The following is a 22717-nucleotide window of genomic DNA, read 5'->3' on the forward strand; positions in this document are numbered from 1 at the left end:
CCCGGCGGTAGGGTTGATGGCATGATCGAACAACTCGCAGTCGCCGTGCTGGGCGCGAACGGGCGCATGGGCGCCGAAGCGGTGCAGGCCGTCGAGGCCGCCGCGGACCTGAAACTTGTCGCCGCGCTGGGCCGGAACGATTCCCTGGATACCCTCGTCGAGGCCGGCGCCCGGATCGTGGTGGACCTGACGGTCCCCGGGAGCACCGAAGCGAACGTCCGCTTCGCCGTCGAACACGGCATGCACGCCGTCGTGGGTACGACCGGCTGGGATGCGGAGAAGCTGGGCCGGCTCGAGGAGCTCCTCGCCGGCCAGCCCGGCGTCGGAGTCCTGATCGCACCGAACTTCGCGCTGGGATCAGTGCTCGCCTCCGCCTTCGCGGCCAAGGCCTCGCGCTACTTCGAATCGGTCGAAATCATCGAACTGCACCACCCGGACAAGGTCGATGCCCCGTCCGGAACCGCCGTGCGCACCGCGCAGCTGGTCTCCGCCGAGCGTGCAGCCGCCGGCCTTCCCGCCAGCCCCGACGCCACCACCAGCGAACGCCCCGGCGCGCGCGGCTGCGAGGTCGACGGCATCCGCGTCCACAGCGTCCGGCTCCGCGGCCTCGTGGCGCACCAGGAAGTCCTGCTGGGCGGGCCGGGGGAGCAGCTGACCTTCCGGCACGACTCCTTCGACCGGGCCTCGTTTATGCCTGGCGTGCTGGTGGGGGTGCGCAACATTGTGTCCCACCCGGGCCTCACCGTGGGCCTGGACAGCTACCTGGACCTGGGGCTCTGAGCGCCGTGGCCAATGTCCTGACCGCCTTCAAAGCCAACCGCACCAAGATCTGGGTCGGCGCGGTCACGCTGCTGCTGGTTTTCTACCTCGTGGTGTCTTTCCAGCGCGCGGTCCTGCTGATGATGGACGCCAACCCGGTGGCCAAAGCCATTGGCGTGGCGTACCTGCTGCTGCCGGTGATCGGCGCCTGGGCCCTGGTCCGCGAGCTGCTCTTCGGCGCCCGGACCGAGAAGCTGGCGAAAATCCTGGAAGCGGAAGGCGGCCTGCCGGAAGACAATCTGCCGCGCACCCCCGCCGGGCGCATCATCCGTGAAGCTGCGGACCTTGAATTCGAAAAATACCGTGCCGAGACGGAGGCTGCGCCGGAGGGCTGGCGCTCCTGGTTCCGCCTCAGCTGCGCCTACGACGCCGCCGGCGACCGCAAACGGGCGCGCGCCTCGATGCGCGACGCCGTCCGGCTCTACCGGACCGGATCCCGCCAGACCTGAGGCGCGGCCAGCGGACGCGGGCTCAGCGGACGCGGGCAGGCCGGTAGCGGCCGAGCTGGTTCGCGGCATGCGCCACCCACTCCAGCGGCCCCCGCCACGCCAGGGCCGCGAACATGCCGCCCAGGGCCAGGATCGCCACGGCCTGCGCCCAATAGACGCCCTCCACCGTCCACCCGGCCGGCAACGGCTGGCCGTAAAGGGAAGCCATCACGCAGAGGTGGGCCGTGTAGAAGCTCAGGGTCATGGCCCCGGCACCGCGCAGCGGCAGCAGCACATCCCGCCCGGTCTGCCGGGCCAGCCGGCCCAGCAGCAGGCAGACACCGACGACGGCGGCCGCCACGCCCGAGGTGTGCAGCAGATCCAGGGTCGTGCCCGAATGCGGGGCGCTGGAGGCAAGCCACCACGCGGAACCGGTTTGGTCCACCCCGGCCAGGTTGACCTGCAGGAGGCTCTCCAGCGGATACGAGGGATTGAGCAGTGATGCCTGCAGCGCCGCCCGGCCGCCCCAGTCCTCCATCATCACCACGCTGAGCCACTTGGCCAGCACCGCCACCACGCTTCCCGCCGCCAGCAGCAGGACCGGGGCCCCCGCCGCCGCGAGGGCCAGCCGGCCGATCACGAGGCCGATCAGCAGATAGGCAATCCACTGGAGGACCGGGTAGTAGCCGGTCAGGAAAAGGTCGCCGAGGAGTACCGCGGGAGTGGACAGGTCCTCCCACTTGGGGTTGTGGTCCAGCTGCAGGGCAGGCTCGGCGGTGAGCAGCCAGGGCCGCAGCAGGAAAGCAAATGCCGGGGTCACCAGCACCCAGCCGAGGGCAAGCACCAGCAGGCGTTTGGCGTCCAGGCCGAGGAACGGCAGCACACAAAGGAACAGCACGGCGTAGTGGACCAGGATGATGGCGATGTTCACTTCCAGCCCGCCGATGGAGAGGCCCACGGCGCCCACCACCAGGGCCCTGAGGGCGATGCCCCGGCGCGCCGCCCACAGCGGCGGGCCCTGGAGCGGGTGCCGTTTTCCGGTTGACAGTGCCAGTCCGACGCCGGCGAGTACGGCGAAGAGGGCCGAGGCGCGTCCGGAAAACACCAGCCCCACCCAGGTGGGGGTGAGCTGGGCATCGGACTCGAAGGTGGGGAAGACATGGGTGGCCATCATGCCCAGCAGGGCCAACCCGCGGGCGGCATCGATGCCAGACAGCCGCGCCCCGGCCGCTTTGCCCGCAGCGGGCCGGGAAGTGGAGGCAGTTGCGCGCGGCGTCATCGTTCGATCGTCTCATGACCGGCTCCGGTGATCGCCGTCCCGAGGCCGGATCCGGCGAGGTTCACAGGAGTCGCACAGGCCTTGTGTTCGAATATATGTTCGAATAGCATGTCGGTATGGACAATCCATCAGAACCCATTTTTCGACGGGACATCGTTCAGCCGGACAGGTCCCCCGGTGTGCTCAAGGCCATGAGTCCCGGCGTCGTGGACTTCCTGTTCCGCCAGCTCGTTGCCGGCGAGCCGGCGGAGGACGTCCAGTGGCAGCAGGAGGGGGCCGCCCTGTCGGCACAGGCGCCCGGCGCCGAACTGGCCCGCCGGCTCGCCGAGACCGACCTTGACGCGCTCACGCCCGGCGAACTGTTCCACTACGTGCGGGCGGCCCAGCGGCTCGCGGTGTGGGCCGAGGGACTCCGGGAGGACGCCGTGGGCCGCTACTGCGCCGCACCTTCCGGGCGCGCCTCCCCGGCCGTCTGAGCCGTGCCTAGGATGGCAGGGTGACCACCGCGCTGACGCTCTCCGCCATCCAGTACACGGCCCTCGACGGCGGCCCTGCCGCCAATATCCCGGAACACATCCGCCTCATCGAGGACGCGGACGACCACGGTGCCCGGCTGGTGGTCTTCCCCGAGCTTTCCCTCACCGGTTACGGGCCGGAAGGGCTGGCGGATCCGGAGCGGTGGGTGACCGCCGCGGACCCCCGGCTGGACGGCCTGCGCGAAATCTGCCGGCGGACCGGGATCACCGCGGTCGTCGGCGCCCCGTTCAGGGAAGCGGACGGCACGCCCCGCCTGGCCTCGCTCGCCATCCACCCCGGCGGCGTGTTGGAAGCCGGCTTCAAGGGATGGCTCCACGGCCCGGAGCAGGAGGCCTTCCGCCCCGGAGACCGGACGGTGATCCTGGACCTGGACGGCTGGAAGATTGCCCTGGCCATCTGCCTGGACGCTGCCCGCCCGGTTCACGCCAGAACGGCGGCGGAGGCGGGTGCCGACGTCTATGCCGTCTCGGCCCGATTCACCGCCGGCGAGGGCCACCGGATGGCCCTGCACCTGAGCGCACGGGCCCGGGAGAACCGGATGTTCAGCCTGCTGGCGAACCTCGGCGGCAGGACCGAACGCGGGCCTTCCGCCGGCGGGAGCGGTTTCTGGGGACCGGACGGACTGGTGATCCGGCAGGCCGCCGGGACGGGAACCGAGGTGCTGACCGCGACCCTGCAGCACGCAGTCCCGGCCCGGTAGGCCCGCTTGCCAAAGGAGTGCGCGGACCGGAACCACCGGGCCCGGGCATCCCGCCGGCCGGCCGCCGGGTGGGGCTGCGGGGAGGCTCCCGGGGCGGGTTTGATCTTCATCACGTCGCCGTCATTGTCCGATCACGCCGGGGACAGGGTAACGTTTTTCATATGGCTGACTCTGTTACTCGCTCATATACGTTCGGAACCCTCGTGACCGCCATGGTCACGCCTTTCACATCCGACGGTGAGGTCGACTACCAGCAGAACGCCGAACTGGCCAACAAGCTCGTCGACGACGGCAACGACGCCCTCGTCATTTCCGGTACCACGGGGGAGACCTCGACGCTGGAAGACGACGAGAAGGAAAAGCTTTTCCGGGTGATCGTGGAGGCCGTGGGGGACCGCGCCAAGGTCATCGCCGGAACCGGCACCAACCACACCTCGCACTCGATCGAGATGGCCAAGCGCGCCGCCAAGGCCGGAGCGCACGGCCAGCTGATCGTCACCCCGTACTACAACAAGCCGAGCCAGGCCGGCATCCAGGCCCACATCGAAGCCGTCGCCGACGCCGCCGACCTGCCCGTGATGGTCTACGACATCCCCGGACGGTCCTGCGTGCCGATCCTGCCCGAAACCATGATCCGGCTCGCGGACCACCCGAACATCGTTGCGCTCAAGGACGCCAAGGCCGACTTCGCCGCCGTCACCCGTGTGCTCGCGAACACCGACCTTGACGTCTACTCGGGCGACGACGGGCTGACCCTGCCGTGGATGTCCGGCGGGGCCGTCGGGCTTGTCAGCGTTTCCGCGCACGTCGCGACGCGGCAGTTCCGCGCCATGATCGATGCCGCACTTGCGGGCGACTTCGCCACCGCCCGCACCATACATTTCGAACTGGACCCCGTGGTCCGTGCAGTGATGACCCACATTCAGGGTGCTGTTGCTGCGAAGCAAGTTCTTAAGTGGCAGGGAGTCCTGCCCAACTCGGTTGTCCGTTTGCCCCTCGTGGAGCCGGACGACGCCGAGATCGAAACCATCCGCGAGGACTTGGCGGAAGCCGGAATGGTCTTTTCCTGATCAGGTGTTCTTTCTGATCAGCAAAGACCAGCCGGTGACCCGCCTGGAAAGTAGTGCATTATGACCCAAACCGCCCTTCCCGGCCTTGTCACGCCGCCGAAACTGCCCAAGGACACCCTGCGGATCGTTCCGCTCGGCGGCCTCGGGGAGATCGGCCGGAACATGACCGTCTTCGAAATCGACGGCAAACTGCTGATCGTCGACTGCGGCGTCCTCTTCCCGGAGGAAACCCAGCCCGGCGTCGACCTGATCCTGCCCGATTTCTCCTACATCGAGAACCGCCTCGATGACATCGTCGCCGTCGTCCTGACCCACGGCCACGAGGACCACATCGGTGCCGTTCCGTACCTGCTGCGCCTGCGCGCCGACATTCCCCTGGTCGGCTCCCGGCTGACGCTGGCCCTCATCGACGCGAAGCTGCTGGAACACCGGATCAAGCCCGTCATGCAGACCGTCACCGAGGGACAGGTGCAGAAGTTCGGTCCGTTCGAATGCGAATTCGTGGCCGTCAACCACTCGATCCCTGACGCCCTCGCCGTGTTCCTCCGCACCTCCGGGGGCACCGTGCTGCACACCGGCGACTTCAAGATGGACCAGCTGCCCCTGGACGGCCGGATCACCGACCTCCGCCACTTCGCCAAGCTCGGCGAGGAAGGCGTGGACCTGTTTATGTCGGACTCCACGAACGCGGACGTCCCGGGCTTCACCACCGCCGAGAAGGAAATCGGGCCCACCCTGGACCGGCTCTTCGGCCAGGCCTCCAAGCGCCTGATCGTCGCGTCCTTCTCCTCGCACGTGCACCGTGTCCAGCAGGTCCTCGACGCCGCCGCCAACCACAACCGCAAGGTTGCCTTCGTCGGCCGCTCGATGGTGCGCAACATGGCTATCGCCGAGAAGCTCGGCTACCTCGACGTGCCCCCGGGCATCCTGGTCGACATCAAGAACATCGACAACCTGCCGGACAACCGCGTGGTGCTGATGTCCACCGGTTCCCAGGGCGAGCCCATGGCAGCCCTGTCCCGCATGGCCAGCGGTGACCACCGCGTCGTCGTCGGCAAGGGCGACACCGTCATCCTCGCCTCCAGCCTGATCCCGGGCAACGAGAACGCCGTGTTCCGCATCATCAACGGCCTGCTCAAGCTCGGCGCCGACGTCATCCACAAGGGCAACGCCAAGGTGCACGTCTCCGGCCACGCCGCCGCCGGCGAGCTGCTGTACTGCTATAACATCCTGGAGCCGCTGAACGCGATGCCGGTGCACGGTGAAACCCGCCACCTGATCGCCAACGGCAAGATCGCCCTGGACTCCGGTGTCCCCGAGGAAAGCATCCTCCTCGCCGACAACGGCACCGTCATCGACCTCCGCGACCACCAGGCCGATATCGTCGGCCAGGTCGAGGTCGGCTTTGTCTACGTCGACGGCTCCAGCGTCGGCGAAGTCACGGAAGCGGACCTGAAGGACCGCCAGACCCTCGGCGATGAAGGCTTCATCTCCATCATCACGGTGATCCACCGGGCCACCGGCAAGGTCGTCTCCGGTCCCGAGATCCACGCCCGCGGCGTGGCCGAGGATGACTCGGTCTTCGATGAGATCATCCCCAAGATCAACGCCGCCCTGGAAGAAGCCGTGCTCAACCGCTCGGACCACACCACGCACCAGCTGCAGCAGGTTGTCCGCCGCGTCGTCGGCACCTGGGTCAACCGCAAGCTTCGCCGCAAGCCCCTGATCATCCCGGTGGTCCTGGAGGCCTAAGCGCCTGAGGTTCTGGCGCTTCGCCGCGGGGAGCCCCAACAGGTGGTTTCGCACCACAACGGCCTTCCCGGCCTGCCGCAGGCTCCAGCTTGCGGCGGACCGGGAGGGCCGTTTTTGTATCTCCGGCCGGCAACATGATCCCCGCAGAGGCCCGTAAATCCGCGGTTTTCGGCACGGCGTCGGGTACCGTAGCGGGTATGGCGACACGTACTTCCTCCGCGCCTAGAGGAAACCCCAGCGGTAAATCAGGCAGCTCTTCGGCCCGGGGCTCCGGCCCGGCTGCGTCCAAAACCAGCAAGCCCTCCGGAACAGCGGGCACGGCGCGCACCCGCCAGCTGGCCGCCGTCGAACCCAAACAGCCCTGGCTGGTCAGGGTTGTGGCCGGCACCTGGCTGGGCGTGGCCCACGTCGTCGGGGCGGGAATCCGCCGGATCGGCTACGACGTGAGTGACCTCGCCCCCGGGGACCGCCGCGACGGCGCAGCCCTGTTCAACCTCGCACTCGGCGTTTTCGTCGCCACCTTCGCCTGGTGGGGCTTCCAGGGCTGGTTCCCGGACACGGTCTACGCCATCGTCAACGGCACCTTCGGCTGGATGTCGCTGCTGCTGCCGCTCATGCTGATTGTCTGCGCCTTCCGGCTGTTCCGCCAGCCCGTCGATGGCCGCGGCAACAACCGGATCGGGATCGGCTTCCTGATCATGACCTTCGCCGGCTCCGGCCTGGCCCACATCATCGGCGGAGAACCGGCCGTCGCCCAGGGATTTGACGGACTGCGCCACGCCGGGGGCATGCTGGGATACCTCGCCGCGGCCCCGCTGGCTGCCATCCACCCGGCCGTCCCGGTGGCCGTCTACAGCCTGCTCGCCTTCACCTCGCTGCTGATCGTCACCGCCACTCCGTTCGGCGCCATCCCCGCCCGGCTCCGCGGCGCCTACGAGCACCTCATGGGCATCGACCTGCAGGACGACGACGGCGACGGCCACGACCGCAGCTACCTCGACGAACGCAGCACCCCCGCCCCGGCGAAGAAGAAACGGCGCCGCCTCTTCGGCAAGGACCACAACGAGGACGCCGGACTCGACGGCTACGTCGGCGACGAGGCCTTCGAACGGGCCCTCATCGCCGACGAGGAAGCCGAAGCCGCCAAATCCGCCGGCGGCTCCAAAACCGGCTCCGGATCCGTCGCACCCGGGGTGCGCCGTCCCACCCAGGCAGAGATGGCCGTCGAGAAGATCAAGGCGGCCCAGGGCCTCGGCAGCAACGCCGGCGCGGCGGCGGGGGAGAACGCCACCGAGGCGATCCCGCTCGTCACCCCGGGAATGATCGCCGCGGGCTCGCTGAACCCGGCCGCCCCGGCACCGGGCGCCGCAGCCGTGGCCGCCGCCGCGAAGGTCCCCTCCAATCCCGTGGCCGTGGCACCGCTGCCCACCCCCATTCCGCAGCGCACCGAACAGCTGTCCCTGGCCGGCGACGTGACATACACCCTCCCGCCGTCGGACGTCCTGACCCCGGGCTCCATCCCCAAGGAACGCACCGAGGCCAACGACGCGATCGTCGCCTCGCTGACCGAGACCCTGAACCAGTTCAATGTCGAGGCCCAGGTCACCGGCTTCAGCCGCGGCCCCACCGTGACCCGCTACGAGATCGAGCTCTCCCCGGGCACCAAGGTCGAACGCGTCACCGCCCTGTCCAAGAACATCTCCTATGCCGTCGCCAGCTCGGACGTGCGCATCCTGAGCCCCATCCCCGGCCGGTCCGCGATCGGCATCGAGATCCCCAACACCGACCGCGAGACCGTGTCGCTGGGCGATGTGCTCCGCAGCCAGAACGCCCGGCGGACAGAGCACCCCATGGTGATCGGCGTCGGCAAGGACGTCGAGGGCGGCTACGTCGTCGCGAACCTCGCCAAGATGCCGCACCTTCTGGTGGCGGGCGCCACCGGTGCCGGCAAGTCGGCGTTCGTGAACGCCATGATCACCTCCATCCTGATGCGCGCCACCCCCGACGAGGTCCGCATGGTCATGGTGGACCCCAAGCGGGTGGAACTCACCGCGTACGAGGGCGTCCCGCACCTCATCACCCCGATCATCACCAACCCCAAGAAGGCTGCCGAGGCCCTGCAGTGGGTGGTCCGGGAGATGGACGCCCGCTACGACGACCTCGCCAACTACGGCTTCAAGCACATCGACGACTTCAACAAGGCGGTCCGCGCCGGCAAGGTCATCCCGCCCGAGGGCTCCAAACGGGTCATCCGGCCGTACCCGTACCTGCTCGTGATCGTCGATGAACTCGCCGACCTGATGATGGTCGCCCCGCGCGACGTCGAGGACTCGATCGTGCGGATCACCCAGCTGGCCCGCGCCGCCGGCATCCACCTCGTGCTCGCCACCCAGCGGCCCTCCGTCGACGTCGTCACCGGCCTGATCAAGGCCAACGTGCCGTCGAGGATGGCGTTCGCCACCTCCTCGGTCACCGACTCCCGGGTCGTCCTGGACCAGCCGGGCGCCGAGAAGCTGATCGGCCAGGGCGACGCGCTGTTCCTGCCGATGGGCGCGTCCAAGGCCATGCGGGTCCAGGGCGCCTGGGTCACCGAATCGGAAATCCACAAGGTCGTCGAGCACGTCAAGGGCCAGCTCAAGGCCGTGTACCGCGACGACGTCGCCCCCGAGGCGCCGAAGAAGCAGATCGATGACGACATCGGAGACGACCTCGAGGTCCTCCTGCAGGCCACCGAGCTCGTCGTCACGACCCAGTTCGGTTCCACCTCGATGCTGCAGCGGAAGCTGCGCGTCGGCTTCGCGAAGGCCGGCCGGCTGATGGACCTGCTCGAATCCCGTGGCGTGGTGGGCCCCTCCGAGGGCTCCAAGGCCCGCGACGTGCTGGTCAAACCCGATGACCTCGCGACGGTTCTCGCGGCCATGAAGGGTATGGAGGTGCCCGCCGTCGCCGATTCCCAGACCGCGGCGCTGAGCGAGAACGCCAACGCGAACATCGCCCAGGGCGGTTACGCGGAGGATCTCGTCGCATCGGATCTGGACCGGCGGAGTCAGAACACTCAGTACTTCGACGGCGCAGACGGCGCCGACGGGGGCTCCGCCGGCGGCCCGGGCGAGGACGACGGCGGCTCCGAGGACGCCTGGTCGCTCACCGGACGGTAGCCTAGGAAGGTGACTAGCGCCGAAGCAAACAAGGCCGGATCCGCGTCCCCGATCTGGAACCTGCCCAACATCCTGACGATGCTGCGGATCGTGATGGTGCCGTTCTTCGTCTGGTTCCTCCTGCTCGACGCGCCCGGGCTGGACGCCGGAAACGGCCTCTGGCGGTGGATCGCCGCCGCGACCTTCGCCGTCGCCATCTATACGGACAAGCTCGACGGCGACATCGCCCGCAGCCGCGGCCTCATCACCGACTTCGGCAAGATCGCCGACCCGATCGCGGACAAGCTGCTGATCGGCTCGGCCCTGGTCATGCTCTCAGTGCTGCAGGAGCTGCCCTGGTGGGTCACCATCCTGATCCTGGTCCGCGAATGGGGCGTCACCGCCCTGCGCTTCTTCGTCATCCGCTATGGCGTGATCCCGGCGTCGCGCGGCGGCAAGCTCAAGACCGTCATCCAGACCGTCGCCATCTTCCTGTACATCCTCCCGCTGGCCTCCCTCGCGCCGTGGCTCGGCGTCGTGGCCTTCGCGGTCATGCTGGTGGCCCTCGCGATCACGGTCTGGACCGGCGGCGAATATGTCATCGAGGCCCTCAAGCTGCGCGCCAGCGGCATCCGGGAACAGCAACAGAAGATCCAGGAGGGCAAGCCATGACCGACCCCCACCACAAGATCAACCTGCACCATCTGGCCGAAGAAGCCGTCACCGGGGCGATCGGACGCGGGCTGACCGTCGCCACCGCCGAATCGCTCACCGCCGGCATGGTCGCCGCCGTGCTGGCAGACACGCCCGGCGCCTCCGGGATGCTCCAGGGCGGCGTGGTCTCCTACCAGAACACCGTCAAGGCGAACGTGCTGGGAGTGCCCCGGGAACTGCTGGACAGCGTCGGAGCCGTCGACGGCCGGGTCGCCGAGGCCATGGCCGAGGGCGCACGCAGGGTCTGCGGCGCCGACATCGCCGTCTCCACGACCGGCGTCGCCGGTCCCGAGCCGCACGGCGGCAAGGACGTGGGCTCCGTCTACATCGGCGTTGCCACCGCGGACGGAGCGACGTCGTACAGGTACAGCTTCGAGGGCAGCCGCCCGGAAATCCGCGGCCAGGCCTGCGCCGCGGCGCTGGAGCGCCTGCTGGAAGCTCTGGCGTCCGCAGGCTACCGGGCGTAAAGTTGCCGGGAACAAAACTTGATTCCTAATAGTTGTTACATTGTGTCGCTTCCAAATAAGGGAGGCGCCTAGGATGAAATCATCATCAGTGTCCGCTTTGACCGGCGGGCTCGACATAAAGAGGGAGCAAGGCGATACAGATGGTAAAGCAGCCCGTATCCGTTAACGGCGTTGTCCGCTGGAAGGATGTGGGCCTCGCCGATCAGGCTAAGAGCGAACAGAAGGAGCGCAAGATGGTTGTACTTCGTCACGAAATCGGTGATGTACTGCGCGATGTCCGCCAACGCCAAGGCCGTACCCTCCGCGAAGTTTCGCACAGTGCCCGCGTTTCCCTGGGCTACCTGAGCGAAGTGGAACGTGGCCAGAAGGAAGCCTCCTCGGAGCTGCTCTCCTCGATCTGCTCGGCCCTCGATGTTCCGCTCTCCAGTATGCTCCGCGAGGTCAGCGACCGCGTCGCCGTCGCCGAGGGTGTTGCGGTTCCGGACACCGTCCCCCAGGAGTTCGCACAGCGCTACGGCCGTGACCTGGACCGTGAGCTCAACACGGACCTTAACGACGAGTTGGCCAAGGGCCTTCTCTCCGGGGCACGCTAGCCCCCACCCCCACTACCCGACAAAAGACCCCGGCGGTGTGCCGGGGTCTTTTGCGTGCCGGCCCGGGGCGGAACGCCCGCGCTACTCCGGTTCGTCGCGGGGGAAACCGTCCCGCTCGTAGGTGGCGTTGAGTTTGGCGATGTAGCGGGACAGGGTCTGCAGTTCCTCCGGCGGCCACTCGCCGAGCCGTTCACGGAACACTTCCCGCCGGGCGTCCTGCACCTCGTGCATCTTCTCCTCGCCCCGGGGCGTCAGGCGGATCATCTGTGCGCGTCCGTCAAGCGGATCAGCCTCCTTGGAGACCAGGCCGAGGCGTTCCAGGAAGGCGATCTGCCGGCTCACCGAGGGCTTCCCGACGCCGATGCTCGAGGCCAGCTCGGTCAGCCGCATGCCGCCCTGCCTGCGGATCACGGACAGCAGGCCGTAGGCCGCCGGGTCCATGTCCGGGTGAACCTGGCGGGAGAGGCGGTGGGAGATGGAACGGGCGCGGCGCCAGAGCAGGCTCAGCTGGTGCTCGACGGCCGCCAGCGCCGCGTCTGTGGGATCGTCAGTGCCGCCGGGGATGCCAGCGCCTGCGGCGGGGTTGCTCATGGCAACCATTCTAGGGTCGTCGCGCATCGTGAGAGACTTTAGGGGTGCGAATCAGTGACTTTTGGCGGCTTATGGACGACGAATTCGGGGCGGGCTACTCGCGAGTCCTCAGCAGCTCGCTGGTCCTGGCGGGAGTCGGCGGCCGGACCGCCGACCAGGCCCTGAGCGCCGGTATACCCCCGCGCCAGGTGTGGTTGGCGCTCTGCGAGGTCCAGGACGTCCCGCCCGAGCGGCGGCTGGGCCGCGACGTCAAACCGCGCTGACCCGCTGCACTCGCCGCGTTGATCCGCTGCACTGACCCCGGCGCCTTCCGGGCAGCGACGGCTGACACGCCGCGGCGATTGTTCGAATATCTGTTCGGGTAGGACTATGCTTTTTTCAGAGTGTTTTCCACATATGCGGGGCCGGCAGGCAACTCTGTCGGTGGGTGCCGGTAGCTTCAGTAATGAACTGATCACCAACCTGATCAAGAACACTTAACACAGGGCCGGAACGGCCCCTCCACAGCGAGAAAGTATTAGAGGTGTGAACCATGGCCGCAGCCCCGGATCGCCAGAAAGCGCTCGACGCAGCGCTTGCCCAGATTGACAAGCAGTTCGGTAAAGGCTCTGTCATGCGCCTTGGTGACGAAGTCCGTGCGCCCATCGAGGTTATTCCGACCGGTTCCATCGCGCTGGACATTGCCCTGGGAATTGGCGGCCTGCCCCGCGGCCGCGTGGTGGAAATCTACGGTCCGGAATCCTCCGGTAAGACCACGGTGGCGCTGCACGCGGTCGCCAGTGCCCAGCGCCTGGGCGGCATCGCTGCCTTCATCGACGCCGAGCACGCCCTCGACCCGGAATACGCCGCCAGGCTCGGCGTCGACACCGACGCGCTCCTGGTCTCCCAGCCGGACACCGGCGAGCAGGCCCTGGAAATCATGGACATGCTGATCGGCTCGGGCTCCCTTGACGTTATTGTCATCGACTCCGTTGCCGCCCTCGTTCCCCGCGCGGAAATCGAAGGCGACATGGGCGACAGCCACGTCGGCCTGCAGGCGCGCCTGATGAGCCAGGCCCTCCGTAAGATCACCGGCCGCCTGAGCCAGACGAAGACCACCGCCATCTTCATCAACCAGCTGCGCGAGAAGATCGGTGTCTTCTTCGGCTCCCCGGAAACCACCACCGGCGGCAAGGCCCTCAAGTTCTACGCCTCGATCCGCATCGACGTCCGCCGGATCCAGACCCTCAAGGAGGGCGCGGACTCCGTCGGCAACCGCACGAAGGCCAAAATCGTCAAGAACAAGATGGCCCCGCCCTTCAAGATCGCCGAGTTCGACATCATTTACGGCCAGGGCATCTCCCGCGAGGGCGGCATCATCGACATGGGTGTCGAGCACGGCATCATCAAAAAGTCCGGCTCCTGGTTCACCTATGACGGCGACCAGCTGGGCCAGGGAATGGAGAACTCCCGCCGCTTCCTGCGGGACAACCCGGAGCTGGCGGCCGAGCTTGAACGGCTGATCAAGGAAAAGCTCGGCGTCGGCGTCAAGGCCCCCGCCGAGACCGCGGCAGAACCGAAGCTGAAGGCCGTTGACGGCTTCTAACGGCCGACGGCGCAAAGGGGCAGGATTCCCGTCACGGGGTCCTGCCCCCGGCGTTGAGGACGCAGACCGGCCCGGGGACGACGCCCCTCGCGGCGAACCTTCCGCCGCACAGGACCGCGACGCGGACCCGGCGGCTGTCGCGCGCGCCGTTGTCCTGCGGCAGCTGACAAACTCGCCGAAGAGCCGGCTGCAGCTCGCCCAAAAACTGGCCGAGCGCAACGTCCCGGACGACGTCGCGGAAGCCGTGCTGGACCGCTTCGCCGAAGTGAAGCTCATTGACGACGCGGACTTCGCCGACATGTGGGTGCGGTCCCGTTCCCGGAGCCGCAAACTCGCCAAGGGCGCCCTCCGGCGCGAACTCGCCGAGAAGGGCATCGACGCCGAAACCGCCGCCGGCGCCCTGGCACAGCTCAGCGACGCGGACGAGGAATCCGCGGCCCGCGAACTGGTCCAGCGGAAACTCAGGGGCGCCGCCGTGTCCGGGGACCGTGCCGAGCGGGACAAGACCACGCGCCGTCTGGCCTCCATGCTCGCCCGGAAGGGGTACCAGCCCTCGCAGGCCTTCCGGATCGTGGGCGAAGTCCTCGACGCTGCCGGCCCCGGTGCCGGGTCTGCCGCCGGGGCCGGGGACGAACCGGACTTCTGAGGAACCCCCGGCACCGCGCGACCCGGTACCCTTAACACGTGAGTTTGACCATTCCTTCCCCAGCAGCCGGCACCATCCCTTCCACGGACGCCTCGTCACTCCCGGGCGCCGGGCCGCAGCCCGCCGCGCCGCAGCCCCGCACCTACCAGGTGCGGACGTACGGCTGCCAGATGAACGTGCACGACTCCGAACGGATGTCCGGAATGCTCGAAGCCGCCGGTTATGTCCCCGCCGCCGGGGAACTGGCCGACGTCGTGGTCTTCAACACCTGCGCGGTGCGGGAAAACGCCGACAACAAGCTCTACGGCAACCTCGGCATGCTCGCGCCGGTCAAGGCCGCCAACCCGGGGATGCAGATCGCCGTCGGCGGCTGCCTGGCGCAGAAGGACCGCGACACCATCCTGAAGAAGGCCCCCTGGGTGGACGCTGTCTTCGGCACCCACAACGTCGGCGCCCTGCCGGCCCTGCTGGAACGGGCCCGCCACAACAACGAGGCACAGCTCGAAATCCTCGAGTCGCTCGACGTCTTCCCCTCCACCCTGCCCACCAAGCGGGACTCGGTCTACGCCGGCTGGGTGTCGATCTCCGTCGGCTGCAACAACACCTGCACCTTCTGCATCGTCCCGGCCCTGCGCGGCAAGGAAAAGGACCGCCGCCCCGGCGACATCCTCGCCGAGATCCAGGCCCTCGTCGACGACGGCGCGATCGAAGTAACCCTGCTGGGCCAAAACGTGAACTCCTACGGCGTCGAGTTCGGCGACCGCCAGGCCTTCTCCAAGCTCCTGCGCGCCTGCGGCGACATCCCCGGCCTGGAACGCGTCCGCTTCACCAGCCCGCACCCCGCAGCCTTCACCGACGACGTCATCGACGCCATGGCCCAGACCCCCAACGTGATGCCGCAGCTGCACATGCCGCTGCAGTCCGGCTCGGACAAGGTCCTCAAGGACATGAAGCGGTCCTACCGCTCGACAAAGTTCCTGGGCATCCTGGACAAGGTCCGCGAGAAGATCCCGCAGGCCGCCATCTCCACGGACATCATCGTCGGCTTCCCCGGCGAGACCGAGGAGGACTTCCAGGCCACGCTCGACGTCGTGGAGAAGTCCCGCTTCGCCACCGCCTTCACCTTCCAGTACTCCAAGCGGCCCGGCACGCCCGCCGCTGAGCTCCCGGACCAGCTCCCCAAGGCGGTGGTGCAGGAACGCTTCGAACGCCTCACCGCCCTGCAGGACCGGATCGCCGCCGAGGAGAACGCCCGCCAGCTCGGCCGGCGCGTGGAGGTTATGGTCACGGCCCAGTCCGGGCGCAAGTCCGGGGAAACCCACCGGCTCTCCGGGCGGGCCCGGGACCAGCGCCTGGTCCACTTCTCCGTGCCCGCCGGTGCCGGGACGCCCCGCCCCGGGGACCTCGTCACAGTGACCATCACCGGCGCCGCGGCGTTCCACCTCGTCGCCGACCCGGCGTCGGCGGAGGACTACAGCCTGCGCCGCTCCCGGGCCGGCGACGCCTGGGACAGGTCCCAGGCGGACTCCTGCGGCGCCCCCGCCCCGGGGCCCGTCCCCGGCACCACCGGCGTTTCGCTGGGCATGCCCACCCTTCCCGTCCGCGGCCGCTAGCCCGTGGCAGGTCCGCAGGCCGTCGCGGGCGGCGGCGCTGGCGATGCCCCGGCCGGCGCCCCGCCGGAAGGTGCCGGTCCCGCCCTGCCGGTGATCGCCGTCGTCGGCCCGACCGGCTCCGGCAAGTCCGACCTCGCCGTCTCGCTGGCCCTGGAACTCGACGGCGAAGTCATCAACGCCGACTCCATGCAGTTCTACCGCGGCATGGACATCGGCACGGCCAAGATCACCGAGGCAGAACGCAGGGGAGTTCCCCACCACCTCCTGGACATCCTGGACGTGACCGAGGAGGCCAGCGTCTCGGACTTCCAGCAGCAGGCCCGTGCGCTCATTGCCGACATCCACGGCCGCGGCAAACGCGCCATCCTGGCCGGCGGCTCCGGGCTCTATGTCCGCGCCGCCCTGGACGTGCTGGAATTCCCCGGCACGGATCCTGCCATCCGGCGCCGGCTCGAGGCTGAACTGGAAACCGGGGGCCCGGCACCGCTGCGGGCACGGCTGGAAGGCGTGGACCCGGTCTCCGCCGGCCGGCTCGGGGACGCACGCCGGATCGTCCGCGCCCTCGAAGTGTTCGAACTCACCGGGCGGCCCTTCAGCTCCTTTATGCCCACCCGCGAGTACGCCCGGCCCGCCGTGCAGATCGGGCTGGAAGTGGACCGCGAACAGCTCCGGGAACGGCTCGCCCGCCGGGTCCACACCATGGTGGAGCGCGGCCTGCTCGATGAGGTCCGGACGCTTGACGCGGCCGGACTCCGCCGCGGGAGGACCGCCCCGCGCGCCCTCGGCTACGCCCAGTTCCTGAAGGTCCTCGACGGCGAATCCGAGGCGGCGCAGGCGGCGGAGGAAACCATCGTCGCGACCCGGCAGTTCGCCCGCCGCCAGCTGACCTGGTTCCGTGCCGACCCCCGCATCCACTGGCTCGACTGGCGGGACCCGGAGCTCGTCGCCAAGGCCGCCGCGCTCTGCCGCCCCGGCCTCCCCGGCCCGGTAACCTTGGAACATGGATGAAACCCTGGCCGTGGCCGCTGACCGCAACTCCGCCGGTGACACGGCAGCCCTGAGCGGACTGAAGTTTTCCAAAGGCCACGGCACCGGAAACGACTTTGTGCTCCTCGCGGACCCCAACGGCACCCTGGCGGTGACCCCCGGGCAGGTCGCGGCACTCTGCGACCGGCACCGCGGAATCGGCGGCGACGGACTAATCCGTGCCGTCCCGTCCCGCCTGCTCGCCGAAGGCCAGGAGCTGCTCACGCGGCACCCGGACGCCGAATGGTTCATGGACTACCGCAACGGCGACGGCTCGCTGTCCGAAATGTGCGGCAACGGTGTCCGCGTCTTTGTGCACTTCCTGCTCGCCGAGGGCCTGGTCGAACTGCCCGCCGGCGGGTCACTGACCATCGGCACCCGGGCCGGCGCGAAGACGATCGTCCGCACCGCCGCCGGCTACGCCGTCGACATGGGCCCCTGGGAGTTCATCTTTCCGGGCGAGGCCACCGCACGGGCCATGGATTCACTGGTCAGCGCCGCGGGGCTGGAGGTGGCCAGGCCCGCCCTGTCCGTGAGCATGGGCAATCCGCACACCGTCGTGGCGCTGGCCGAACTGGCCGAGCTGGAGGCCACGCAGCTGTTCACCGCGCCCCACGTGGATCCCGCCCCGCCCCACGGCACCAACGTGGAGTTCGTTGTGCCGTCCGAGCCGCTGGTCCATGACGGCGTCGGTACCATCACGATGCGCGTCCATGAGCGGGGCGTCGGGGAGACACAGTCCTGCGGCACCGGCGCCTGCGCCGCGGCCGTCGCGATCCGCCACTGGGCCGGCCAGGGTGCCCCGGACGAATGGCATGTCCAGGTCCCGGGCGGAGTCGTCGGCGTGAAGTTCTTCCTCGGCGCGGAGGGCCACGAGCACGTCGAGCTCAGCGGCCCCGCGGTGATCGTGGCTAGTGGGACGCTTTCCTGACCCGAAGGATGCGGAACGACTTCGAGGTGCTCTCGCGCGTCACCGTAAAGCTGCTGTCCAGCTCCGCAGCGAGCCAGCGCTGAAGGGAATCCGAGCCCAGGTTCTTCTGCACCACCAGCCACGCCGAGCCGCCCGGCGCCAGCCGCGGCAGCCAGTGCAGCAGCAGGGCATGGAGCTCGTCCTTGCCGACCCGGATGGGCGGGTTTGACCAGATGGTGTCGAAGCGAAGCCCGGGGTCGACGGCGTCGGGCGTGCTGGCCGTGACGTTGCCCAGCCCCAGCAGCGCCGCGTTCTCGTTGGTCAGGGTCACGCACCGTTCGTTGACGTCCACGGCGTAGACCTGCGAGTGCGGTGCCCGCAGGGCCAAAGTCAGCGCGATCGGACCCCAGCCGCAGCCGATGTCCAGCAGCGTGCCCTGCGGCGCCGGCGCGGGAGCCTCGGCCAGCAGCACCGCCGTGCCCTTGTCGATGCCGTCGGGGCTGAAGATGCCCGAGGACGTCTGCAGGTGCCGGGTCTCACCGGCAAGCTCCACGGTCAGTGGCTTGCGGTTGAACGGCCCGGCCGGCTGGGCGCTGAAATAGTGTGCAGACTCCATAACCTGCCAGATTAGTTGTCCCTGGGTGTGTATGGGAAACCGGCGGGCACCAGGCCGGGCGGTGGCCGGCCGGACGCGCCGGCACCTTCTGCTACTCTTAAATACATGCTCATTAACTTCAAGTAGCCGGCACGGGTTAAATCCCGTCCCCGCAGCGACGCAGGTAGTCACCTTCCGCTCAGTGCGCCACCCCCTCGATGATCCCGGCAGGGACCACAGGCTGGCGCCCGATCCACTTGGAGTCCGGCAGCGCTCATGGAGCCCTGCCCGGCGGACCGTCACTCCCTCCCCAAGGCCAGCAGGCCTGTTCCCTCACTGTTATTACCGTTCCGATGCGGAGCCCACCCTGCCCCCGGCACCGCTGCCACAGGCATCCCAGGAGACCCCGTTTGACCAACACTCGTCAGCCCAGCGCGAATTCCGCCCCACACAGCACCGATCGGCACTATTCTGAAACTGCCGAACCTCTAAAGGAGACCATGACCACTCAGCCCAACACCGGACCCGATTCAGCAGCCCAGGACATGAGTCCTGCGGAAATCCAGGCTGTCATCGACCGGATCCTCTCCAAGGAAACCCCTGCCCGGAAGGCAGCCCCCGCTGCCGGTGAGCCCACGTCGGTGCTCGGCAAGGCGCAGGCGATCTCCCGGCTGGATGAGGAACACAGCAACTACGACGGCGACCAGCAGGACCTCGAGGAACGGCACGCCCTGCGCCGTACCGCCGGGCTGTCCACCGAGCTCGAAGACGTCACCGAAGTCGAATACCGGCAGCTGCGCCTCGAACGCGTCGTACTGGCCGGCCTCTGGACCGAAGGCACCCTCGCCGACGCGGAGAACTCCCTCCGCGAACTCGCCGCCCTCGCCGAAACGGCCGGGTCGGAGGTCCTCGACGGGATCGTCCAGCGCCGCGCCAAGCCGGATCCCGGAACCTTCCTCGGCTCCGGCAAGGCCCAGGAGCTCAAGGACATCGTGATGTCCACGGGCGCGGACACCGTCGTCGTCGACGCCGAACTGGCCCCGTCCCAGCGCCGCAGCCTGGAAGACATCGTCAAGGTCAAGGTCATCGACCGCACGGCCCTGATCCTGGACATTTTCGCCCAGCATGCCAAGAGCCGCGAGGGCAAGGCCCAGGTGGAACTGGCCCAGCTCGAATATCTGCTCCCGCGCCTGCGCGGCTGGGGTGACTCGATGTCCCGCCAGGCCGGCGGCCAGGTCGGCGGTGCCGGGGCCGGCATGGGTTCGCGCGGTCCCGGTGAGACCAAGATCGAGCTGGACCGCCGCCGGATCCGCACCCGGATGGCCAAGCTGCGCCGCGAAATCGCAGCGATGAAGCCGGCCCGGGAGACCAAACGGGCCAACCGCCGCCGCAACGCGGTGCCGTCCGTAGCGATCGCCGGGTACACCAACGCCGGAAAGTCCTCGCTGCTGAACCGGCTGACCGACGCGGGGGTCCTGGTGGAGAACGCCCTGTTCGCCACCCTGGACCCGACCGTCCGCAAAGCCGAAACCGCGGACGGGCTGGGCTACACCCTTGCCGACACCGTGGGCTTTGTCCGTTCGCTGCCGACCCAGCTCGTGGAGGCTTTCCGCTCCACCCTGGAAGAAGTTGCCGATGCGGACCTGATCCTGCACGTCGTGGACGTCTCCCACCCGGACCCGGAAGGCCAGATCGCCGCCGTCCGCAAGGTGTTCAGCGAAGTCGACGCCCGCAAGGTGCCGGAAATCATCGTCCTGAACAAGGCCGACGCGGCGGACCCCTTCGTGATCGAACGGCTCAAGCAGCGCGAACCGCGCCACGTTGTGGTGTCGGCACGCACCGGGGAAGGCATCCCGGAACTGCTCAAGGCCATCAGCGAGGGCATCCCGCGGCCCAGTGTGAAGCTGGAACTGATGATCCCCTACAACCGCGGGGACCTGCTCAGCAAGCTGCACGAGACCGACGCGGAGATCCTCAGCCTCGACCACGAGGAAGCGGGCACCCGTGCCGTTGTGATGGTGCGCGAGGGTTTCGCCGCTGAACTGGATTCGTTCATCAGCAATGACTGAGGCAGCGGCGGCCGGGCCGGACACGAGCGATCCGGCGGGGGACGACCCCGCACCGCAGGAACCCCCGGCACGCAAAAACGGGCCGGCCGGCGAGGAGTTCGTCATCGAACTGCTCGACCGGGCCGTGTCCGGCATGGGCGGCCAGAGCCGCGACGGCCAGCACGAAATGGCCCGGCAGGTGGCGCACGCGATTGACAGCGGCGACCACCTGCTGGTCCAGGCCGGAACCGGAACCGGCAAGTCCCTCGCCTACCTGATCCCGCTGATCGCCCATTCCCTCGTCAGCGACAAGCCCACCCTGGTCTCCACCGCCACCCTGGCCCTGCAGACCCAGATCGTCGGACGCGACCTGCCCCGGCTGCTGAAGACCATCACCCCGGCGCTGGAGCGGCCCGTCAAGGTCGCCCTCGTCAAGGGCCGTTCCAATTACGTCTGCCGCCACAAGCTCGAAGGCGGCTTCCCCTCGGAAGAACCCTCCGAAGGGCAGCTCTTCTCGCTCGGCGAGGACACCTCGGTACCGCACTTCGCCGCGGCGATGGGCGGCCCGTCGTCCCAGCTCGGCAAGGAAGTCGTCCGGCTGCGCGAATGGGCCGAGGACACCGTGACGGGGGACCGTGACGAACTCCTGCCCGGCGTAACCGACCGCGCCTGGCGGCAGGTCTCCGTCACGTCGATGGAGTGCCTCGGCGCCCAGAAATGCCCGCTGGCCGCCGAGTGCTTCAGCGAACTCGCCCGGCAGAACGCCGCCGACGCCGACCTCGTCGTCACCAACCACGCCATGCTTGCCGTCAGCGCCTTCGAGGGCCTCGCCGTCCTGCCGGAATACGATGTCGTGGTGGTCGATGAAGCCCACGAGCTGCAGGACCGCGTGACCGGTGCCGTGACCGGCCAGCTTTCCGTCGCGATGGTCCACGTCGCCGCGTCCGGCGCGCGGAAAAACACCGGCATCACCGTGGACGCACTGAACAACGCCGCGTCCAACCTCGAACTAGCCATTGAAGGGGTCCCCGGCGGACTCATGCCCAACGGCCTCAACAGCGAACAGCTGGACTGCGTGGACCAGCTGCGGGACGCCTGCCGCGCGGCCCTCTCAGATTCCAAGGGCGACAGCGCCAACACGGCCGACGGCGGCCGCCAGCTCGCGCGCTCCCGCCTGATGGTGATCCTGGAACTCTGCGAACGGCTGCTCGCCGCCCGCGAAAACCGCGAGGTGGTCTGGTTTTCCCGCAACAGCACCTTCGACCCGCAGCAGGGCTACGCCCAGCCGGACGAGTCCGCCCCGGCCCTGATCAACATCGCCCCGCTCAGCGTTGCCGGACGGCTCCGGGAGGGACTGTTCGCGGACCACACCGTCATCCTGACCTCGGCGACGCTGGCGATCGGGTCCGCTTTCGAACCGGCCGCGGGCGGCCTTGGCCTGGTCGGACCCGGGGCCCCCAGCTGGACCGGGGTCGACGTCGGCTCCCCCTTCGAATACCCCAAACAGGGCATCCTCTATGTAGCCAAGCACCTGCCCAAGCCCGGCCGCGGCTCATCCCCGGAAGCCCTCGACGAGCTCGAGAAGCTGATCCGGGCCTCCGGCGGCGGAGCCCTGTGCCTGTTCTCCTCCCGGCGCGCCGCCGAGGACGCCGCCGAAGCCATGCGTCCCCGGCTGGACATGAGCATCCTCTGCCAGGGCGATTCGACCATGACCGCGCTCGTGAAGCAGTTCGCCGACGAACCGGACACCTGCCTTTTTGGCACCATGTCCCTGTGGCAGGGCGTCGACGTGCCGGGAATCTCCTGCCGCCTGGTCGTGATCGACCGCATTCCGTTCCCGCGGCCGGATGATCCCCTGATGACGGCGCGGTCCCGGGCGGTGGCCCAGGCCGGCGGCAACGGCTTCATGAGTGTTTCCGCGACCCACGCCGCCATCCGCCTGGCCCAGGGTGCCGGCCGGCTGATCCGCACCACGACGGACAGGGGAGTGGTGGCCGTGCTCGACTCGCGGCTGTCCACCGAGCGCTACGGGGGGTTCCTTCGGGCCTCCCTGCCCCCGTTCTGGCCCACCACCGACCCCGCGGTCGCCGTCGCGGCCCTGGAGCGCCTCTCGAAGGAATCCGGGCAGCCCGCCACGTAACCGCGGGGCGCAGAAACGCGCAAGGGCCCCGCCGAATCCGGCGGGGCCCTTGCGGCAGCTTTCGGGG

The 22717-nt window shown here is 68.7% G+C and carries 21 protein-coding genes; 18 read left to right on the plus strand and 3 right to left on the minus strand.

Annotated elements, in window-relative coordinates:
• Positions 1-21: 21 nt before the first annotated feature.
• Both dapB and ASPU41_RS12480 read left to right on the plus strand, forming a co-directional pair.
• Positions 22-780 (plus strand): 4-hydroxy-tetrahydrodipicolinate reductase, encoded by a 759-nt coding sequence (dapB, locus tag ASPU41_RS12475; protein ID WP_069951187.1) that lies wholly within the window; start codon positions 22-24, stop codon positions 778-780.
• 5 nt (positions 781-785) lie between these two features.
• A complete protein-coding gene (locus tag ASPU41_RS12480; RefSeq protein WP_069951188.1) occupies positions 786-1268 on the plus strand; it encodes a hypothetical protein in 483 nt (160 codons plus the stop codon).
• 22 nt (positions 1269-1290) lie between these two features.
• On the opposite strand, the gene ASPU41_RS12485 is transcribed toward ASPU41_RS12480, so the two are convergent.
• Positions 1291-2526: a heparan-alpha-glucosaminide N-acetyltransferase domain-containing protein gene (locus tag ASPU41_RS12485; RefSeq protein WP_069951189.1), complete on the minus strand. Its 1236-nt coding sequence runs from the start codon at positions 2524-2526 to the stop codon at positions 1291-1293.
• Positions 2527-2642: 116 nt separating this feature from the next.
• Here ASPU41_RS12485 and ASPU41_RS12490 point away from each other — a divergent pair, with 116 nt between their 5' ends.
• The 8 genes from ASPU41_RS12490 to ASPU41_RS12525 all read left to right on the plus strand — a co-directional run bounded on the left by ASPU41_RS12490 (position 2643) and on the right by ASPU41_RS12525 (position 11496).
• Positions 2643-3002, plus strand: coding sequence for a hypothetical protein (locus tag ASPU41_RS12490; RefSeq protein WP_069951190.1), 360 nt, complete (start codon positions 2643-2645; stop codon positions 3000-3002).
• Positions 3003-3022: 20 nt separating this feature from the next.
• The gene (locus ASPU41_RS12495) at positions 3023-3763 is read left to right on the plus strand and encodes a carbon-nitrogen hydrolase family protein (RefSeq protein WP_069951191.1); all 741 of its coding nucleotides are present in this window, start codon (positions 3023-3025) and stop codon (positions 3761-3763) included.
• 161 nt (positions 3764-3924) lie between these two features.
• Positions 3925-4833, plus strand: coding sequence for a 4-hydroxy-tetrahydrodipicolinate synthase (dapA, locus tag ASPU41_RS12500; protein WP_069951192.1), 909 nt, complete (start codon positions 3925-3927; stop codon positions 4831-4833).
• A gap of 60 nt (positions 4834-4893) precedes the next feature.
• Entirely contained in the window at positions 4894-6585 is a 1692-nt protein-coding gene (locus ASPU41_RS12505) for a ribonuclease J (RefSeq protein ID WP_069951193.1), read from the plus strand.
• A 197-nt stretch (positions 6586-6782) separates the two neighbouring features.
• Positions 6783-9743, plus strand: a complete 2961-nt coding sequence (locus tag ASPU41_RS12510; protein ID WP_069951194.1) for an FtsK/SpoIIIE family DNA translocase — start codon at positions 6783-6785, stop codon at positions 9741-9743.
• A 9-nt stretch (positions 9744-9752) separates the two neighbouring features.
• Positions 9753-10394 carry a CDP-diacylglycerol--glycerol-3-phosphate 3-phosphatidyltransferase gene (pgsA, locus tag ASPU41_RS12515; RefSeq protein WP_069951195.1) on the plus strand — a complete coding sequence of 214 codons (642 nt, stop codon included), beginning with the start codon at positions 9753-9755 and terminating at the stop codon, positions 10392-10394.
• The gene (locus ASPU41_RS12520; RefSeq protein ID WP_069951196.1) at positions 10391-10903 is read left to right on the plus strand and encodes a CinA family protein; all 513 of its coding nucleotides are present in this window, start codon (positions 10391-10393) and stop codon (positions 10901-10903) included. The genes pgsA and ASPU41_RS12520 overlap by 4 nt, the downstream gene beginning before the upstream one ends.
• A gap of 140 nt (positions 10904-11043) precedes the next feature.
• Positions 11044-11496 (plus strand): helix-turn-helix domain-containing protein, encoded by a 453-nt coding sequence (locus ASPU41_RS12525; protein ID WP_069951197.1) that lies wholly within the window; start codon positions 11044-11046, stop codon positions 11494-11496.
• Between the two features lie 81 nt (positions 11497-11577).
• Here the strand turns inward: ASPU41_RS12525 and ASPU41_RS12530 are convergent, their stop codons facing one another.
• The gene (locus ASPU41_RS12530) at positions 11578-12087 is read right to left on the minus strand and encodes a MarR family winged helix-turn-helix transcriptional regulator (RefSeq protein WP_069951198.1); all 510 of its coding nucleotides are present in this window, start codon (positions 12085-12087) and stop codon (positions 11578-11580) included.
• A gap of 44 nt (positions 12088-12131) precedes the next feature.
• On the opposite strand from ASPU41_RS12530, the gene ASPU41_RS12535 reads away from it, so the two are divergent.
• The 6 genes from ASPU41_RS12535 to dapF all read left to right on the plus strand — a co-directional run bounded on the left by ASPU41_RS12535 (position 12132) and on the right by dapF (position 17888).
• Positions 12132-12350, plus strand: a complete 219-nt coding sequence (locus ASPU41_RS12535; RefSeq protein ID WP_069951199.1) for a DUF3046 domain-containing protein — start codon at positions 12132-12134, stop codon at positions 12348-12350.
• A 269-nt stretch (positions 12351-12619) separates the two neighbouring features.
• Positions 12620-13672 carry a recombinase RecA gene (gene recA / locus ASPU41_RS12540; RefSeq protein WP_069951200.1) on the plus strand — a complete coding sequence of 351 codons (1053 nt, stop codon included), beginning with the start codon at positions 12620-12622 and terminating at the stop codon, positions 13670-13672.
• 154 nt (positions 13673-13826) lie between these two features.
• Positions 13827-14318 carry a regulatory protein RecX gene (locus tag ASPU41_RS12545; protein ID WP_069952674.1) on the plus strand — a complete coding sequence of 164 codons (492 nt, stop codon included), beginning with the start codon at positions 13827-13829 and terminating at the stop codon, positions 14316-14318.
• 38 nt (positions 14319-14356) lie between these two features.
• Positions 14357-15931 (plus strand): tRNA (N6-isopentenyl adenosine(37)-C2)-methylthiotransferase MiaB, encoded by a 1575-nt coding sequence (gene miaB / locus ASPU41_RS12550; RefSeq protein WP_083266494.1) that lies wholly within the window; start codon positions 14357-14359, stop codon positions 15929-15931.
• A gap of 84 nt (positions 15932-16015) precedes the next feature.
• Positions 16016-16939 (plus strand): tRNA (adenosine(37)-N6)-dimethylallyltransferase MiaA, encoded by a 924-nt coding sequence (miaA, locus tag ASPU41_RS12555; protein ID WP_069952676.1) that lies wholly within the window; start codon positions 16016-16018, stop codon positions 16937-16939.
• Positions 16932-17888 carry a diaminopimelate epimerase gene (dapF, locus tag ASPU41_RS12560; RefSeq protein WP_069951201.1) on the plus strand — a complete coding sequence of 319 codons (957 nt, stop codon included), beginning with the start codon at positions 16932-16934 and terminating at the stop codon, positions 17886-17888. The genes miaA and dapF overlap by 8 nt, the downstream gene beginning before the upstream one ends.
• Here the strand turns inward: dapF and ASPU41_RS12565 are convergent.
• A complete protein-coding gene (locus tag ASPU41_RS12565) occupies positions 17869-18483 on the minus strand; it encodes a class I SAM-dependent methyltransferase (protein WP_069951202.1) in 615 nt (204 codons plus the stop codon). The two genes, dapF and ASPU41_RS12565, sit on opposite strands and share 20 nt — an antisense overlap.
• Positions 18484-18962: 479 nt before the next feature.
• Here ASPU41_RS12565 and hflX point away from each other — a divergent pair, with 479 nt between their 5' ends.
• Positions 18963-20531 (plus strand): GTPase HflX, encoded by a 1569-nt coding sequence (gene hflX / locus ASPU41_RS12570; RefSeq protein ID WP_069951203.1) that lies wholly within the window; start codon positions 18963-18965, stop codon positions 20529-20531.
• Complete coding sequence (locus ASPU41_RS12575; RefSeq protein ID WP_269450050.1) at positions 20524-22650, plus strand: ATP-dependent DNA helicase; 2127 nt, start codon at positions 20524-20526, stop codon at positions 22648-22650. The genes hflX and ASPU41_RS12575 overlap by 8 nt, the downstream gene beginning before the upstream one ends.
• The last annotated feature ends 67 nt before the right edge of the window (positions 22651-22717 follow it).

It is taken from the genome of Arthrobacter sp. U41 (assembly GCF_001750145.1).
Lineage (GTDB): Bacteria > Actinomycetota > Actinomycetes > Actinomycetales > Micrococcaceae > Arthrobacter.